The sequence below is a fragment of the Pseudorhodoferax sp. LjRoot39 genome (assembly GCF_964253035.1).
Lineage (GTDB): Bacteria > Pseudomonadota > Gammaproteobacteria > Burkholderiales > Burkholderiaceae_C > Pseudorhodoferax.
This window is the reverse complement of the sequence record NZ_CAXUQL020000002.1, coordinates 291453-305683: the sequence shown is the minus strand read 5'-3', so window position 1 is coordinate 305683 and position 14231 is coordinate 291453. Positions and strand designations below refer to the sequence as shown.

The window sequence follows — 14231 nt, the reverse complement described above, 5'->3', positions numbered from 1 at the left end:
CCATGTCCAACGCATCGCCATCGGCGTCCGGCAAGCCCGGCCGCAAACAACTGATCATCATCGTTCTGCTCCTGATTTTCGGCGCCATCCTCGGCGCGTTGATCCTGCGCAGCGGAGGCACGAAGCCGGCTGGCGACAGCCACGGCCATGAAGAAGGTGCCAAATCCGGCAAGGACGACGGGCACGGCCACGCGGAAGAAGCCGGCGGACATGCGGAAGACGCCATGCCCAAAGGGCCGAACGGCGGACAGTTGTTCACCGAAGGAGACTTCGGCCTGGAGCTGCTGCTGGTTGAGGAAGGCGGTGAGCCCCGATTCAAGTCCTGGCTGTACGACAAGAAGCAACCGATGCCGCTCACCGGCACCGAGGTGGCGGTGACGCTCACCCGGCCGAACGGCGACGAGCAGGAGGTCACGCTGCGGCCCGCAGGCCAGGTGTTGACCAGTGCGCAGACCGTCCCCGAACCGCACATCTTCGACGCCTCCGTCGCCGTGCAGACGCCCAAGGAACCCTACCTGTTCTCGTTTTCCCAGCAAGAGGGCAAGGTCAACATGACGGACGCCCAGATCCAGGCGGCCAGCATCTCCTTGGACACCAGCGTGCCGGCCACCATCCGCAGTGCGCTGCAGTTTCCGGGCGAGATCAAATTCAACGAAGACCGCACGGCGCACATCGTGCCGCGGGTGGCCGGCGTGGTCGAGAGCGTACAGGCCAACCTGGGCCAGCAGGTCAAGAAGGGACAGGTTCTGGCCGTGATCTCCAGCGCAGCCGTGTCGGAGACACGCTCCGAACTGCAAGCCGCACAGCGGCGGCGCGAACTGGCGCAAACGACCTACGAGCGCGAGCAAAGCCTGTGGCAGCAGAAGATCTCGCCCGAGCAGGACGTGCTGCAGGCGCGGCAAGCCCTGCGTGAAGCGGAAATCACGGTCGCCAACGCCACGCAGAAGCTCCAGACCCTGGGTGCGTCCACGAGCGGCGGAGCGCTGGGGCGTCTGGAACTGCGCGCGCCTTTTGATGGCATGGTGGTCGAGAAGCACATCGCGCTTGGCGAAGCCGTCAAGGAGGACGCCAGCGTGTTCACTCTGTCCGACCTGTCGAGCGTCTGGGCCGAGCTCAGCGTCGCCGCGCGTGATCTGGCACAGGTCCGCGTCGGCGAGCGCGTCGTCGTGCGCGCCGGCGCCTCCGATGCGGTGGCCAACGGCACGGTGGCCTACGTCGGCTCGCTGATCGGCGAGCAGACTCGCACCGCACCGGCGCGCGTGGTCCTGCCCAATCCGCAGGGCGCCTGGCGCCCGGGATTGTTCGTCACGGTGGAAGTGCTGGCGGCCGAAAAGCCGTCCGCGGTCACGGTGGCATCGTCCGCGCTGCAGACGTTGGACGACAAACCCGTCGTGTTCCTGAAGGTGCCTGGCGGCTTCGTGCCGCAACCGGTGCAGACCGGCCGCACCGACGGCAAGCGCGTGGAGATCCTGAGCGGACTCAAGCCCGGCGCTTCCGTCGCCGCGGCCGGCAGCTTCGTCGTCAAGTCGGAGCAGGGCAAGAGCTCGGCGACGCACACCCATTGAGGTCGCCCACCCATGTTTGAACGCATCATCCGCTTCGCCATCGAACAGCGATGGCTGGTTCTGCTGGCCGTGCTGGCCATGGCAGGGCTCGGGGTCTACAACTACCAGAAGCTGCCCATCGACGCTGTCCCGGACATCACCAACGTCCAGGTTCAGATTAACACGGGCGCGCCGGGCTACTCGCCGCTGGAGGCCGAGCAGCGCGTGACGTTCCCGATCGAGACGGTCATGTCGGGACTGCCCGGGCTGCTGCAGACCCGTTCGCTGTCGCGCTACGGGCTGTCGCAGGTCACCGTGATCTTCAAGGACGGTACCGATGTCTACTTCGCACGGCAACTCGTCAACGAACGGCTTCAGTCCGCCGTCGGCGAAATGCCGGAGGGCGTCCACCCTATGGTCGGGCCGATCTCGACCGGCCTGGGCGAGATCTACCTGTGGACGGTCGAAGCCAAGGACGGCGCGAAGAAGCCCGACGGCACGCCGTACACCTCGACCGACCTGCGCGAGATCCAAGACTGGATCATCAAGCCGCAGCTCCGCAATGTTCCTGGTGTCACCGAGATCAACTCGATCGGCGGTTACGAGAAGCAGTACCAGATCGCGCCGAACCCGGAGCGGCTGTCGGCCTACGGCCTGTCCATGGGCGATCTCGTCACAGCACTGGAGCGCAACAACACCAACGTCGGCGCCGGATACATCGAGCGACGGGGCGAGCAGTACCTGATCCGCGCGCCGGGCCAGGCCCGCGGCGTGGAGGATCTGCGCAACGTCATCCTTTCCCACGCCGGTGCCACACCGGTGCGGGTGCGTGACGTAGCCACGGTTGACATCGGCCAGGAACTGCGAACGGGTGCGGCTACCGACAACGGGCGCGAGGTGGTACTAGGAACCGTCTTCATGCTGATCGGCGAGAACAGCCGCGTCGTTTCCCAGGCCGTGGCCAAGAAGATGGAGGAGATCAACCGCAACCTGCCTGAGGGCGTGGAGGCCATCACCGTCTACGACCGCACCGTGCTAGTGGACAAGGCCATCGAGACGGTCAAGAAGAACCTGCTCGAAGGAGCGGTGCTGGTGATCGTGGTGCTGTTCCTGTTCCTGGGCAACCTGCGCGCCGCGCTGATCACCGCCATGGTGATCCCGCTGTCCATGCTGTTCACCTTCACCGGCATGGTGAACCAGAAGGTCAGTGCCAACCTGATGAGTCTGGGTGCGCTGGACTTCGGCATCATCGTCGATGGCGCCGTGGTGATCGTGGAGAACTGCGTGCGCCGGCTGGCCCATGCGCAGGCCAAGTTTGGGCGACCACTGACGCGCAAGGAGCGCTTCCACGAAGTGTTCGCCGCGTCCCAGGAAGCGCGTCGAGCGCTGCTGTTCGGGCAGCTCATCATCATGATCGTGTACCTGCCGATCTTTGCGCTCACGGGCGTCGAGGGCAAGATGTTCCACCCGATGGCTCTTACCGTGGTGATCGCGCTGCTGGGCGCCATGATCCTGTCGGTGACCTTCATTCCCGCCGCCGTCGCGCTGTTCATCGGCAACAAGGTCGCGGAGAAGGAGAACATCCTGATGCTGTGGGCCAAGAAGGTGTACAAGCCCTTACTGGAGCGTGTCCTCGAGGCCAAGGCCGTGGTACTGACCGTCGCGGGCATCGCCATCGTGCTGTCCGGGCTGCTGGCCTCCAAGTTGGGCAGCGAGTTCATTCCGAACCTGAACGAAGGCGACTTCGCGATCCAGGCGCTGCGGATCCCGGGCACCAGCCTGACGCAGTCGGTCCAGATGCAGCAGCAACTGGAACGCACGCTGAAAGCCAAGTTTCCGGAGATCGAGCGGATCTTTGCGCGGACCGGAACAGCCGAGATCGCGTCGGACCCGATGCCGCCCAACATCTCGGACGCCTACGTCATGCTCAAGCCCGAGAGCGAGTGGCCCGAGCCCAAGCGCACGCGCCAGCAGATCGTCGAGCAGGTGCAGGAGGTGGTGGCCAAGATACCCGGCAACAACTACGAGTTCTCCCAGCCCATCCAGCTGCGCTTCAACGAACTCGTGTCGGGCGTGCGGGCCGACGTGGCGGTCAAGGTGTTCGGTGACGACATGGACGTGCTGAACAAGAACGCGCGCGAGATCGAGACGGTGCTCAACGCCATTCCGGGCGCCGCCGAGGTCAACGTGGAGCAGACCACCGGGCTGCCCATGCTGACGGTGAACATCGATCGCGAAAAGGCCACGCGCTACGGCATCAACATCGCGGATGTGCAGGACACCATCGCCACCGCCATCGGCGGACGCGGCGCGGGCACGCTGTTCGAAGGTGACCGTCGCTTCGACATCGTCGTGCGCCTGCCCGAGAACGTGCGCGGCAACCTGGACGCGATCCGGCGCCTGCCCATCGCGTTGCCCGCCACCGGCGCGACGGGCGCCAGCCGTGTCAGCTTCATTCCCTTGTCCGAGTTGGCCACGCTGGAGCTGGCGCCGGGTCCGAACCAGGTCAGCCGCGAAGACGGCAAGCGCCGCATCGTGGTCAGCGCCAACGTGCGCGGCCGCGACCTGGGCTCGTTCGTGACCGAAGCCAGCGCCGCGCTGCAGCAGCAGGTGAAGATCCCCAGCGGATACTGGACCACCTGGGGCGGGCAGTTCGAGAACTTGCAATCGGCCACGCGCCGGCTGCAGATCGTCGTGCCCGTGGCCCTGCTGCTGGTGTTCACCCTGCTGTTCGCCATGTTCGGCAACCTCAAGGATGGCCTGATCGTGTTCACGGGCATCCCGTTCGCGCTGACCGGGGGCATCCTGGCGCTCTGGCTGCGCGACATCCCGCTGTCGATCACGGCGGCGGTGGGTTTCATCGCGCTGTCCGGCGTGGCGGTACTCAACGGGCTGGTGATGATTTCCTTCATCCGCAACCTGCGCGAGGAAGGCGCGACACTGGACCACGCGATCCGGGAAGGCGCATTGACCCGCCTACGGCCAGTGCTGATGACGGCGTTGGTGGCGTCCCTGGGTTTCGTACCGATGGCGATCGCCACCGGCACAGGTGCTGAGGTGCAACGACCCCTGGCCACCGTGGTGATCGGCGGCATCCTGTCGTCCACCGCCTTGACGCTTTTGGTACTGCCGGTGCTGTATCGGCTGGCCTACCGGCGAGACGAGGAAGAAGAGGAAGCGGCGCGGCAGGACGTCGCGCACCACGCTCCTCTGGTGCCGGCCCAACCATCTCACTAGAAGCACGCCGTGATCGCCCTCGCACGGCCCTTCTGACGAGGGCGCATCCTGAAAGTAACCAACTTGAAAACTCTCATCACCGCCGCGGTTGCGGCACTTGCTCTCACAGGCGTCGCCCATGCCGCCGATGACCACAAGGGGCACGCACATGACGCCAAGGGCGCCGAAGCCCATCCACACGAGGCCAAGGCCTTGCATGGAGGCGTGGTCGCGGTGGTCAAGGATGTCAACTACGAACTCGTCGCGAAGGACGGCGAGGCGGCGCTGTATGTCAGCGACCACGGTAAGCCTGTGGACCTGGCAGGCGCGACTGCCAAGCTGACGATGCTGTCAGGCACCAAGAAGCAGGAGGTCGCGCTGGCACCTGGGGACAACGCGCTGCGGGCCAAGGGTGCGTTCACCGTGCCGGCCGGCACCAAGGCGGTCGTGGTAGTCCATCTGAAGGCCAAGCCAGCCTTGACGGCACGGTTTACCCTGCCCTGATCGTTCTCGCATGCATCGCCACTGGACGCTGCTGCTGCTGGCCTGGATGCTCGCGCTGGGTAGTACGGCAGCGGCGCTGTTCATCGGCGAGATCATGGGGATGACACCCTGCGTGTTGTGCTGGTACCAGCGCATTGCCATGTTCCCGTTGGCCGTCGTGTTGGGCATCGCCTGCTATGGCGCAGACCGCAGGGGTGCCGTGTACTCCATGCCGTTCGCGCTGGCAGGTACTGGCATGGCGAGCTACCACACGATGCTGGTCGCCGGATGGATTCCCCGGGGTTGGGTGCCCTGCGATGCCGCTGCGTCTTGCAGCGACCAGAAGCTGGAGATCCTGAATGGCATCCAGATCCCGTGGCTGTCACTTGCGGCGTTTGTCGCAATCGCTGGCCTGTTGCTCATCTACCTGCGCAAAACGCGACCATGAACACCAAAAAACTGACCGTCGCTGGGCTGCTGTTGCTCGTGTGCGCAGCCTTCTTCTTCGGCATGAGGGCCTACCAAGGCAGTGCGCGAACCTCACAGGAGAACGCGGCCAATCAACATGCCGAGCGTCTGGTGCGCACGCATTCGCCAGTCCTGGGTCCACCGGACGCAGCGGTCACGCTTGTCGAGTTCTTCGATCCCGCCTGCGAGACATGCCGCGCCTTCTACCCCATCGTCAAAGGACTGATGACGCAGTATCCCAAGGACCTCAAGCTGGTGATTCGTTATGCACCATTCCACCAAGGCTCCGATCAGGTCGTCAAGCTGCTGGAAGCAGCCAAGCAGCAAGGAAAGTATTGGCCTGTCCTTGAGGGTGTGCTGGCCGCGCAGCCACAGTGGGCGGACCACGGAAATCCGAACCTCGAGTTGGCGTACAAGGCAGCAGAGCTGGCTGGCCTGGATGTGCAGAAGGCACTGCAGGACGCCGCGTCCGCCTCGATCGATGCCGTGCTGCAGCAAGACGTGCAAGATCTGAAGGCATTGGGTGTCAACAAGACACCTACGTTTTTCGTCAACGGTCGCCCCTTGCCTAGCTTCGGTGCCGAACAACTGGCTGCGCTGGTTGCGCAAGAGGTCGCCGCTGCCAAAAAGTAGGCCATGCGGGCATGGGGTAGCGCGCTGGCGAGAAATGTATGAACTAGGGGGAGATCAAGCATGAACAACCACGCTGGTCATGATGGACATGACCACGCCGACGGGACACACACCCATGCTGCACCGGTCTCCTCGGACAACGAGAAGCGCATCAGGCTCGTCTTTCTGCTGACCGCTGGGTACGCCGGCGTCCAGGCGGTCGGAGGATGGTTCTCAGGGTCGCTCGCCTTAATCGCCGATGCGGGACACATGGTGTCCGACGCTGCTGCGCTGCTGCTGGCATTGATCGCCTACCGCGTCGCTCGCAGGGCACCTGACATGGTTCGAACCTATGGATTCCACCGTGTGCGGGTCCTGGCTGCCATGGCCAACGGCGCATCGCTGCTGCTCCTGGTGGTGTGGATCACGTGGGAAGCGATCTCACGCTTGCGAACGCCATCGGAAGTGCTGGCGGGCCCCATGCTAGCCGTCGCGGGCATCGGCCTGCTGGTGAATCTGGTGGGGGCGTGGATACTGTGGCGCGGCAACCGTGGCGACGGAAACTTGAAAGGTGCCTTGTTGCACGTCATGGGCGATCTCCTTGGATCGGTCGGAGCCATCGGCGCGGCCATCGGGATCATGCTGACCGGCTGGACATTGCTGGACCCCATCCTCTCGGTGCTCGTGGCTGTCCTAGTGGTTCGGTCAGCCTGGAGTCTTTTGTCCGACTCGATCTTAGTCTTGCTTCAGGCAACACCGCGAGGACTGGATGCAAAGGCCGCAGAAGCAGACGTTGCAGCCTTGCCGGAGGTGGGCGAGGCGGGTCATTTCCATGCCTGGACACTGACGGACGATCGCGTGGTGGCCACCATCCATGTCACACCGTCACCTGGTATCGATTCATTGACGCTGCCGGCGTTGGTAGCTGCACGTCTTCTCGATCGGTATGCTATCTCGCACGTCACTGTGCAGGTGGATCCTCCCGGCAGCATTGCGGGCGTCGAGCATTGAGCCACCCATAGGCAAGATGGGCGCCGGCGGCGCACCTCGCTGTGGTCTTTCCAGCCACTGCAAGTGGCCCCATCGAACCAAATGCCTTGGTAGCGCCCGCGGCAGCCGCCCCTGTTTGCGGAGATATCGCTCGCTCGCCTCGGTGCCATGCGGTCCAGCTTCGCATGGAAAGCGCGCATTGGTCGCAGGGTTCCAGTGCCAACGCAGATGACGCAAATGTCATCGACAGGTACGTCAAGCAGAGGTTTGGGTTTTCACACTTGCGTCATGCGCAGTTCGCGCTACCCGCAACAAAGGAAACACCATGAAGTTCACATCCGCTGCCGTCCTTGTCGCTCTCGCGCTGGTCGGCGCCAGCGCCCAGGCGCAATCACGTGATTGGAGCTTGGCGACAGGTGAGGTCGGTTACGTGCCTCCCGTCACCAGCGCGCCGAGCACGGTCAGCCGTGCGGAGGTACTGCAGGCCCTCGCAGCCGATGGCCCTGTCTCAACCGCGGAGGGGACGGATATGGGTGCTCAACAAGCCAGAAGTCTGCGCAGCCGCGCTGAGGTCCATGCCGAAGCGGTCAACACCGTGCGCACGGGCACTCTGGTTGGTGGCAAGGTCTAAGGGAGAACCATCATGCTGTTGAATAAGTCCATCATGGTCGCGGCCCTGGCGCTGATCGGCGTCGCTGCCCAGGCACAGTCTGCGTCACCGACGCGCGAGCAGGTACGCGCCGAGTTCTTCAAAGCCCAGGCCCAAGGACAGCTTCCTGGTTTCGGTGAGGCCGGAAGCTGGCCCGAACCTGCAACGACGGGCCGTGCCTTGACGCGGGCAGAGGTGCTTCAGGACCTGCGCGTGAACGGTCCCTTCCCCTCTGGTGAAGGATCGTCGTTCGAACTGAAGCAGAAATCGGGCACGACGACCACCCGCGCGGAAGTGCGGGCGCAAGCCGTGGCCGCCATGCGCGCCGGCACATTGCCCGGTGGTGAGTTGTAGGCCGCCGGCGTCGACTGACACGGTGCCGCCCGAGGCCTGACCACTGGTGACAAGTTGAGCCTTTTCGTTGAAGGAGGCTGACATGAATCGGCAGAGATTGGCATTCGCAGCGGTGGTCGTTGGCATGGCATGGGTCCTGGCTGGGTGCGCGACACCGCCTGCACCCGATCCATCCATCGCGGCACCCCATTGCTACCAAAGCAAGGTCGACCGCTACCGCAAGGGTCCCTGCACCACAGCTCCGGCGCCATCGCTGGCCGCGGACGCGGAGGCCAAGCTGTTCGAAGCAGACCCCACGCTCCTGACGGTCTACGTGGTGCGGCAGAATTGGGGGGACGGGGCCAACGTGCTGAAGCTCGATGTGGATGGCGGCCCTGCGATCGAAACTTTGCCAGACACGATGGTTCGCATGCGGCTCAAGCCAGGTCGTCACGACCTGACCTTCGCGTACGAAGGGCTACGTCGCGAAACGCGCGTCGAGGGCGCTGCCGGGGAACTGCGCTTCGTTCGACTGCGTGGTACGTCCTGGGCTTGGGGCAGCACCTACGAATGGGCGAACGAACCACAGGCAGAGATCCGCGAGCGGGCTAGGAAGACGAGACTGGTTGCGGACCTAAAGCAACGTTGAAGCTGCGCGCTTGAACTGTTGTTGCTGTGGTTGCCGTCACATGTCCGAGTTGTCCTCGCCTCGTGTGTCGACAGCTACCGCCTCGGCCCCCTCGTTGCAAGCTGAGGCCTATTCCCCAGGACGGTGCGGACTGGGTCAACTTGAATTCGCCGAGCATGTGGTGGGGTGTCACCACAGCCGGCATTCCTGTGCGGGCGTCGGGGTGCCGACCGCAGCCGCACATGTGCATTCTGAGCTTGTGACAATGGGGCCTACCCTCGCACTAGCCAACTCCACCATGCAGATCCTGATCATCGAAGACGAAGTCAAACTGGCCCAGTACCTGCAGAAGGGCTTGCGCGAAGAAGGCTTCGCAGTCGACATGGCACATGACGGCGTGACAGGTCTGGAAGCGGCGTCACTGCACCGCTACGACCTGATCCTCCTGGATGGCATGCTGCCGGGTCTGGATGGTCTCGCCGTGCTGGCCGCACTGCGCCAAAGCCAGCAGACACCGGTGTTGATGCTGACCGCCCGCAGCGAGATCGAGGACCGCGTGCGCGGACTGCGCGGCGGTGCTGACGACTACCTGGTCAAACCATTCGCCTTCTCGGAGCTCGTGGCGCGTATCCAGGTGCTGCTGCGGCGCGCGTCGCCGCAGTCCACTGAGACTGCGCTGTTGCGGTTGGCCGACCTGGAGGTCGACCTCATTCGCCGACGCGTCACGCGGGCCGGGCAGCGGATCGAGCTCACCAACAAGGAGTTCAGCCTGCTGACATTGTTGCTGCGGCGTCAGGGTGCCGTCTTGTCACGTACCGAAATCGCGGCCCAGATCTGGGGCATGAATTTCGACAGCGAGACCAACGTCGTTGAGGTCGCCGTGCGTCGCCTGCGCGGCAAGCTCGACCAGCCGTTCGAGCAGGCTCTGCTGCACACCGTGCGTGGCATGGGCTATGTGCTCGAGGCGCGCTCGTGATACGCACCGGGACAGACTCAAGGCGGCGCAGCCTCGGCGCCCGGTTGTCACTGTGGCTCGCCTTGCAATCGATGGCTGGACTGGGCCTGGTCTGCGGAGCGCTCTATCTGGCGATGGACTGGACGCTTCGCGAGCGCCAACACGCCACCCTGGTACAGAAAGAGCAGGCGGTACGCGATCAGGTCGCGCTGGAGAATACAGGCCGACGCCCCCAAGACCTGTCACACCTCCTCGAAGCCATGCTGGCCGGGCATGCCGATGTCGGCCTGACACTGTCCGATGCTCAAGGCAAGACCGTATTCGACCGGCCTCTCCAGGGAGCCATCAGCAGCACCGGCGCGCATGCACACGTCGTCGACCTGTCGATCCCGGGCTTTGCAGGACCGGTACGCATGTCCTTGGAGTTGGACACCAGTGCCGATACGGCCCTGCTTCGACGCATCGGCTGGATACTCGTGCTGGCCGCTTTCGGCGGGGCGGCGATGGTCTCCGCCGGCGGATTCGCCCTGGTGCGTTGGAACTTGAAGCCGCTGCACCATCTTGTTGCCCAGACTCGCCGGCTCGAAGCCGATACCCTGCAACGACGGCTCGACGGCTCGGCACAGCCGGCCGAAATGCAACCCTTGATTACGCAATTCAACGAGCTGCTGGGTCGCCTGTCTGCCGCCTATGCGCAAATGGAGGCTTTCAACGCAGACGTGGCACACGAACTCAACACGCCACTGACCATCTTGATCAGCAGCAGCGAGTTGGCGCTGCGCAAGGCACGCAGCCTGCCTGAGATCCAAGAGGTACTGGGTTCCAATCTCGAGGAGTTGGGCCGGCTGGCACGCATCGTCGCTGACATGCTCTTCCTGTCGCGCGCGCACCGTGGCGTCGGCGCGCGTCGCGAGCCCGTTGCCAGTTTGGCCGCACTGGCGGCCGATGTCGCCGAGTTCCATGAGGCCACATTGGAGGAAGCTGGTCTCTCGCTGAGGATCGACGGTGATGCGGCAGTGCAGGCCGATACACGGCTGCTGCAGCGGGCGCTCTCCAACCTGCTGAGCAACGCTGTGCGCCACGCCACGCCGGGCTCAATGGTGGTCTTGCAGATCGTCGAGGATGGTTCAGGCCGCGTCGAGGTCGCGGTCGAAAACGAGGGCCAAACTGTCGCGCCTGAACATCTACCGCGCCTTTTCGATCGGTTCTTCCGTGCCGATCCAGCGCGGAGCCACGCTGACCGCAACCACGGGCTGGGTTTGTCCATCGTTGCAGCCATCGCGCACATGCACCAGGGGGGCACGCTGGCCCACTCCGCTGCGGGACGCACGCGCATCGGCCTGTGGATCGCGGACGGCGTGACCATGACAAAACCGTCACCGGAGCGTCCCCAATCCTGAGGCCTGGGTTCCGAAACTGCAGGGCATGCGCACATCCCGCGCAGGCCATCGCAAGAAAGGAACCTCATGTCCCGCACCCGCTTCGTCCTCGTCGCCACCCTCGGCCTGTTGGCCGCCGTCGGCCAGGCCCAGGCCATGGACCACCAACCCCTCACGCGCGAGCAGGTGCGCGCCGAGTATCTGCAAGCCCGTGCCGAAGGCCGACTTCCGCCCACGGGCGAAGTGGGTTACGTGCCTCCGGTCACGTCAGGCACCAGCTCTCTGACGCGCGCCGAAGTCCGCGCTGAGTTTCTGAAGGCGCGCGCGATGGGGACACTGCCGGCGACAGGAGAGGTCGGCGATGTGTTCCAGGTGGGCCCGAGCACGAGTACGCTCACGCGCGCAGAGGTTCTACGCGACTTGGCCATCCACGGGCCTATGCCGACCGGCGAGGGCGCGGATCTGGGCGCTAGCCGCGCGACGCACCGCTGAAGCCCTGCTCCGTCGCATCAGAACGCCCGCGCGGCGGAGCCGCTGACCTGGTCAGCGCGGCGTTCCTGGCGACGAGCGGCGCATGCGTCTCACCGCTGCTCAAGTACGTAGCCCAGCCCGCGCACCGTATGCAGCAGCTTGACCGGATACGGGTCGTCCAGCTTGCGCCGCAGCCGGCGTATCGCCACATCGATTACGTTGGCAGTAGGGTCGAAAGGCATGTCCCAGATCTGCTCGGCCAACGTGGCACGGGAGACAATCTCGCCAGAGCGTGAGACCAGCAGCATCAGCAAGGCGTACTCCTTGCGTGTGAGGTCCAACCTAAGTCCAGATCGCTCGGCACGCTTGCGCGGAAGATCGAGTGCAAGATCTGCCAGTACCAGCGGGCCTCCGCGCGGTGCATCGCGGGTGCGATGAGCTTGCAGTTGGATGCGTGCAAGGAACTCCTCGATGGCCACTGGGTGCGTGAGCACGTCGTCGGCACCGTTGTCCAAGCATCGCACACGGTCTTCCACGCTGTCTTGCGCGATGACCGCGATGACCGGCGCGTTGGTTGACACCCGTAGGGCTTTCAGCGTGGAGAGGTCGGCTTCCCCGAGCTGACGCGATGCGAACACCACAATCCCGTAATTGCGCTGCAGCAGAAGGTCGCGCGCCTCCATGCCGGAGTCGACTACATCCACCGCCATGCCGCTTTGCCGCAAGCCCTCGCACAGCGCAGGTGCCAGCGCGGGCCGATCGTCAACGACCAGCACTCTCATGCACATGCACCATCCGCTCGTGGGCGCGGCGGAAGCATCCGCCCTTTCATCAATCCGCCAACGCAAGTTGCAATGTCTCGCGCTGACGCTGCGCCCATTTGGTTCCCACTCGGATCACATCGCGCTGCTGCGACGTTGCCGACGAGAAAAAGAGATCGTCGCGCAGGCCTAGGCGCTCGAAAAGCCGGCGCTGTTGCAGCGAGCGAGCGCGCGGTGACCCTTCGACAACCGCGGTATCTCCTGCGCCGAACATGACGGCGGCCTGCTCCAGGCACTGCAGGGCTTGCGCTGAAACGGCAGGAATGGCGCGCGGCTCAGAGAGCCGCATCTTCACCACAAAGGGATTCTTGCCGACAACCAAACCCCACGGTCGGCGACCGCTGGCAGGATTGACGGACAGCGCCTCCAACTTGGTCAAGCCGAAGCAACGCGCCAGACGCAGACGCATGGCCAACATCGGCGCGGTGCGGTGCACATCCCGGATCGCGGCCTGTGCGACGTCCTCCGATCCACCGACCGGTAGCACCAGGGACTGCACCATTGTGCGCGCCAGAGCGTCGTCCTTGCGGGCCGCGCTGAACAGCAGCGCGACGGCGCGCTCCATCTCTTCAATCTGCGTCGCCTCGCGCAGCTCCAGCGCCCCAAGCCGACGCTCGGCCTCCGGCATCCCCATCTGTGCGGCCTTTTCAAGGCAGAACCGAGCCATCAAGAGGTTGGACACGGAGTTGCGGTAGTCGGAACAGATCCGGTACAAATCCAGCCAGGCGGGCGCCAGTCCCCCATCGGCAGCGCGTAGCAACAAGGCTGCCGCCTTGCGCATCTGCGTACCCGCGACCAGGCGCTCGAATGGCAGAGCGCCGCAACGCAGTCCGGCCAACGCACGGCCGAGTGTGAATGAGGCGTACAGATGCCCCGCGCTGGCGCAACTGTCCAGTGATGTCTCGACAAGACTGACAGACAAACCGCCTAACGAAACACCGCCTTCTTCAGCACGTCGAACCGCACCGACGACAAGCTCATGTGCGGCTGCGGATACCGGTTCCGATGTATCCGCAAGGGACTCCAGCATGGCCAGTGCTTGTACGAGCCGCCCGGACTGCAGCGCTGTACCGGCCTCGTGCACCACGACGTCGCCCAGGTTCATTGGCTGAATCGGGCGAAGAGCCTGCAGCATCTCGCTGGCACGCGGCATTGTGGGCTGCGTGCCCCATGACTGCAGGAGGCGCGCCGCTAGGCCGCCACAGCGTCGCAGAAGCTCCAACGCGTCCTCGCGCTCGGCGCGCACCAAACGCCAGCACGCAAGCTTGATGCGCGCGACGTCGTCGTGCTCCGCGGCTAGCTCCAGGACGCGCAGCTGTTGGAACTGCAGGATCTCCTGCAGCTGGAGATACCGGGCGATGCAACCAGCCGCCTGGCGTGGCGCCTGAGTTAGCGCCGGGCGCAAATAGCCCAGGCCTGAGGAAATGTTGCGCGCAATTCCCGCCGAACCAGACAAGTAAGCCTCGCCCAGCTTCAGGCGTGCGTCGAGATCGCCTGCTTTTGCCAGAACTCTGGTTTGAATATCTTCGCGCCGCATATGGTTCGATTTTCCAAGCGGCCAGCGCCGCATTCCTTCTCGAAAACGGCAGTCCACCGGAACGCCGCGCCTGGCGGCCGATTCTCCGAACGCAACACTCGAATTTCCAATCGAACCAATGACTTTTCGGATATCTGGAAGAGAT

Annotated in this window: 14 protein-coding genes; 12 read left to right on the top strand and 2 right to left on the bottom strand. The window is 64.4% G+C overall.

All coding sequences use genetic code 11. From position 1 onward, the window contains the following. Positions 1–2: 2 nt before the first annotated feature. The 12 genes from ACSQ4M_RS36630 to ACSQ4M_RS36575 all read left to right on the top strand — a co-directional run bounded on the left by ACSQ4M_RS36630 (position 3) and on the right by ACSQ4M_RS36575 (position 11749). On the top strand, positions 3–1565 hold the full coding sequence (locus ACSQ4M_RS36630; protein WP_436194416.1) for an efflux RND transporter periplasmic adaptor subunit: 1563 nt from the start codon (positions 3–5) through the stop codon (positions 1563–1565). 12 nt (positions 1566–1577) lie between these two features. Further along, positions 1578–4781: an efflux RND transporter permease subunit gene (locus tag ACSQ4M_RS36625; protein ID WP_436194415.1), complete on the top strand. Its 3204-nt coding sequence runs from the start codon at positions 1578–1580 to the stop codon at positions 4779–4781. A gap of 63 nt (positions 4782–4844) precedes the next feature. Next, positions 4845–5264 carry a hypothetical protein gene (locus tag ACSQ4M_RS36620; RefSeq protein ID WP_436194414.1) on the top strand — a complete coding sequence of 140 codons (420 nt, stop codon included), beginning with the start codon at positions 4845–4847 and terminating at the stop codon, positions 5262–5264. 10 nt (positions 5265–5274) lie between these two features. After that, complete coding sequence (locus tag ACSQ4M_RS36615; protein ID WP_436194413.1) at positions 5275–5691, top strand: disulfide bond formation protein B; 417 nt, start codon at positions 5275–5277, stop codon at positions 5689–5691. After that, a complete protein-coding gene (locus ACSQ4M_RS36610; protein ID WP_436194412.1) occupies positions 5688–6344 on the top strand; it encodes a DsbA family protein in 657 nt (218 codons plus the stop codon). The genes ACSQ4M_RS36615 and ACSQ4M_RS36610 overlap by 4 nt, the downstream gene beginning before the upstream one ends. Positions 6345–6404: 60 nt before the next feature. Further along, on the top strand, positions 6405–7334 hold the full coding sequence (locus tag ACSQ4M_RS36605) for a cation diffusion facilitator family transporter (protein ID WP_436194411.1): 930 nt from the start codon (positions 6405–6407) through the stop codon (positions 7332–7334). A gap of 304 nt (positions 7335–7638) precedes the next feature. Further along, positions 7639–7944 carry a hypothetical protein gene (locus ACSQ4M_RS36600; RefSeq protein ID WP_436194410.1) on the top strand — a complete coding sequence of 102 codons (306 nt, stop codon included), beginning with the start codon at positions 7639–7641 and terminating at the stop codon, positions 7942–7944. A gap of 12 nt (positions 7945–7956) precedes the next feature. Next, on the top strand, positions 7957–8316 hold the full coding sequence (locus tag ACSQ4M_RS36595; protein ID WP_436194409.1) for a DUF4148 domain-containing protein: 360 nt from the start codon (positions 7957–7959) through the stop codon (positions 8314–8316). 82 nt (positions 8317–8398) lie between these two features. Continuing rightward, positions 8399–8944: a hypothetical protein gene (locus tag ACSQ4M_RS36590; RefSeq protein WP_436194408.1), complete on the top strand. Its 546-nt coding sequence runs from the start codon at positions 8399–8401 to the stop codon at positions 8942–8944. Positions 8945–9221: 277 nt separating this feature from the next. Beyond that, positions 9222–9899, top strand: a complete 678-nt coding sequence (locus tag ACSQ4M_RS36585; RefSeq protein ID WP_436194407.1) for a heavy metal response regulator transcription factor — start codon at positions 9222–9224, stop codon at positions 9897–9899. Next, positions 9896–11278 (top strand): heavy metal sensor histidine kinase, encoded by a 1383-nt coding sequence (locus ACSQ4M_RS36580; protein WP_436194406.1) that lies wholly within the window; start codon positions 9896–9898, stop codon positions 11276–11278. The genes ACSQ4M_RS36585 and ACSQ4M_RS36580 overlap by 4 nt, the downstream gene beginning before the upstream one ends. 66 nt (positions 11279–11344) lie before the next feature. Next, the gene (locus tag ACSQ4M_RS36575; RefSeq protein ID WP_436194405.1) at positions 11345–11749 is read left to right on the top strand and encodes a DUF4148 domain-containing protein; all 405 of its coding nucleotides are present in this window, start codon (positions 11345–11347) and stop codon (positions 11747–11749) included. An 89-nt stretch (positions 11750–11838) separates the two neighbouring features. Here the strand turns inward: ACSQ4M_RS36575 and ACSQ4M_RS36570 are convergent, their stop codons facing one another. Both ACSQ4M_RS36570 and ACSQ4M_RS36565 read right to left on the bottom strand, forming a co-directional pair. Next, positions 11839–12510, bottom strand: a complete 672-nt coding sequence (locus tag ACSQ4M_RS36570; RefSeq protein ID WP_436194404.1) for a winged helix-turn-helix domain-containing protein — start codon at positions 12508–12510, stop codon at positions 11839–11841. Positions 12511–12559: 49 nt separating this feature from the next. Continuing rightward, complete coding sequence (locus ACSQ4M_RS36565) at positions 12560–14119, bottom strand: hypothetical protein (RefSeq protein WP_436194403.1); 1560 nt, start codon at positions 14117–14119, stop codon at positions 12560–12562. Positions 14120–14231 lie beyond the last annotated feature (112 nt).

Coding starts and splice junctions, on each gene's coding strand:
- ACSQ4M_RS36605 (WP_436194411.1), top strand. CDS start 6,405: ATGAACAACCACGCTGGTCATGATGGACATGACCACGCCGACGGGACA.
- ACSQ4M_RS36575 (WP_436194405.1), top strand. CDS start 11,345: ATGTCCCGCACCCGCTTCGTCCTCGTCGCCACCCTCGGCCTGTTGGCC.
- ACSQ4M_RS36565 (WP_436194403.1), bottom strand. CDS start 14,119: ATGCGGCGCTGGCCGCTTGGAAAATCGAACCATATGCGGCGCGAAGAT.
- ACSQ4M_RS36630 (WP_436194416.1), top strand. CDS start 3: ATGTCCAACGCATCGCCATCGGCGTCCGGCAAGCCCGGCCGCAAACAA.
- ACSQ4M_RS36600 (WP_436194410.1), top strand. CDS start 7,639: ATGAAGTTCACATCCGCTGCCGTCCTTGTCGCTCTCGCGCTGGTCGGC.
- ACSQ4M_RS36595 (WP_436194409.1), top strand. CDS start 7,957: ATGCTGTTGAATAAGTCCATCATGGTCGCGGCCCTGGCGCTGATCGGC.
- ACSQ4M_RS36610 (WP_436194412.1), top strand. CDS start 5,688: ATGAACACCAAAAAACTGACCGTCGCTGGGCTGCTGTTGCTCGTGTGC.
- ACSQ4M_RS36625 (WP_436194415.1), top strand. CDS start 1,578: ATGTTTGAACGCATCATCCGCTTCGCCATCGAACAGCGATGGCTGGTT.
- ACSQ4M_RS36615 (WP_436194413.1), top strand. CDS start 5,275: ATGCATCGCCACTGGACGCTGCTGCTGCTGGCCTGGATGCTCGCGCTG.
- ACSQ4M_RS36570 (WP_436194404.1), bottom strand. CDS start 12,510: ATGAGAGTGCTGGTCGTTGACGATCGGCCCGCGCTGGCACCTGCGCTG.
- ACSQ4M_RS36590 (WP_436194408.1), top strand. CDS start 8,399: ATGAATCGGCAGAGATTGGCATTCGCAGCGGTGGTCGTTGGCATGGCA.
- ACSQ4M_RS36585 (WP_436194407.1), top strand. CDS start 9,222: ATGCAGATCCTGATCATCGAAGACGAAGTCAAACTGGCCCAGTACCTG.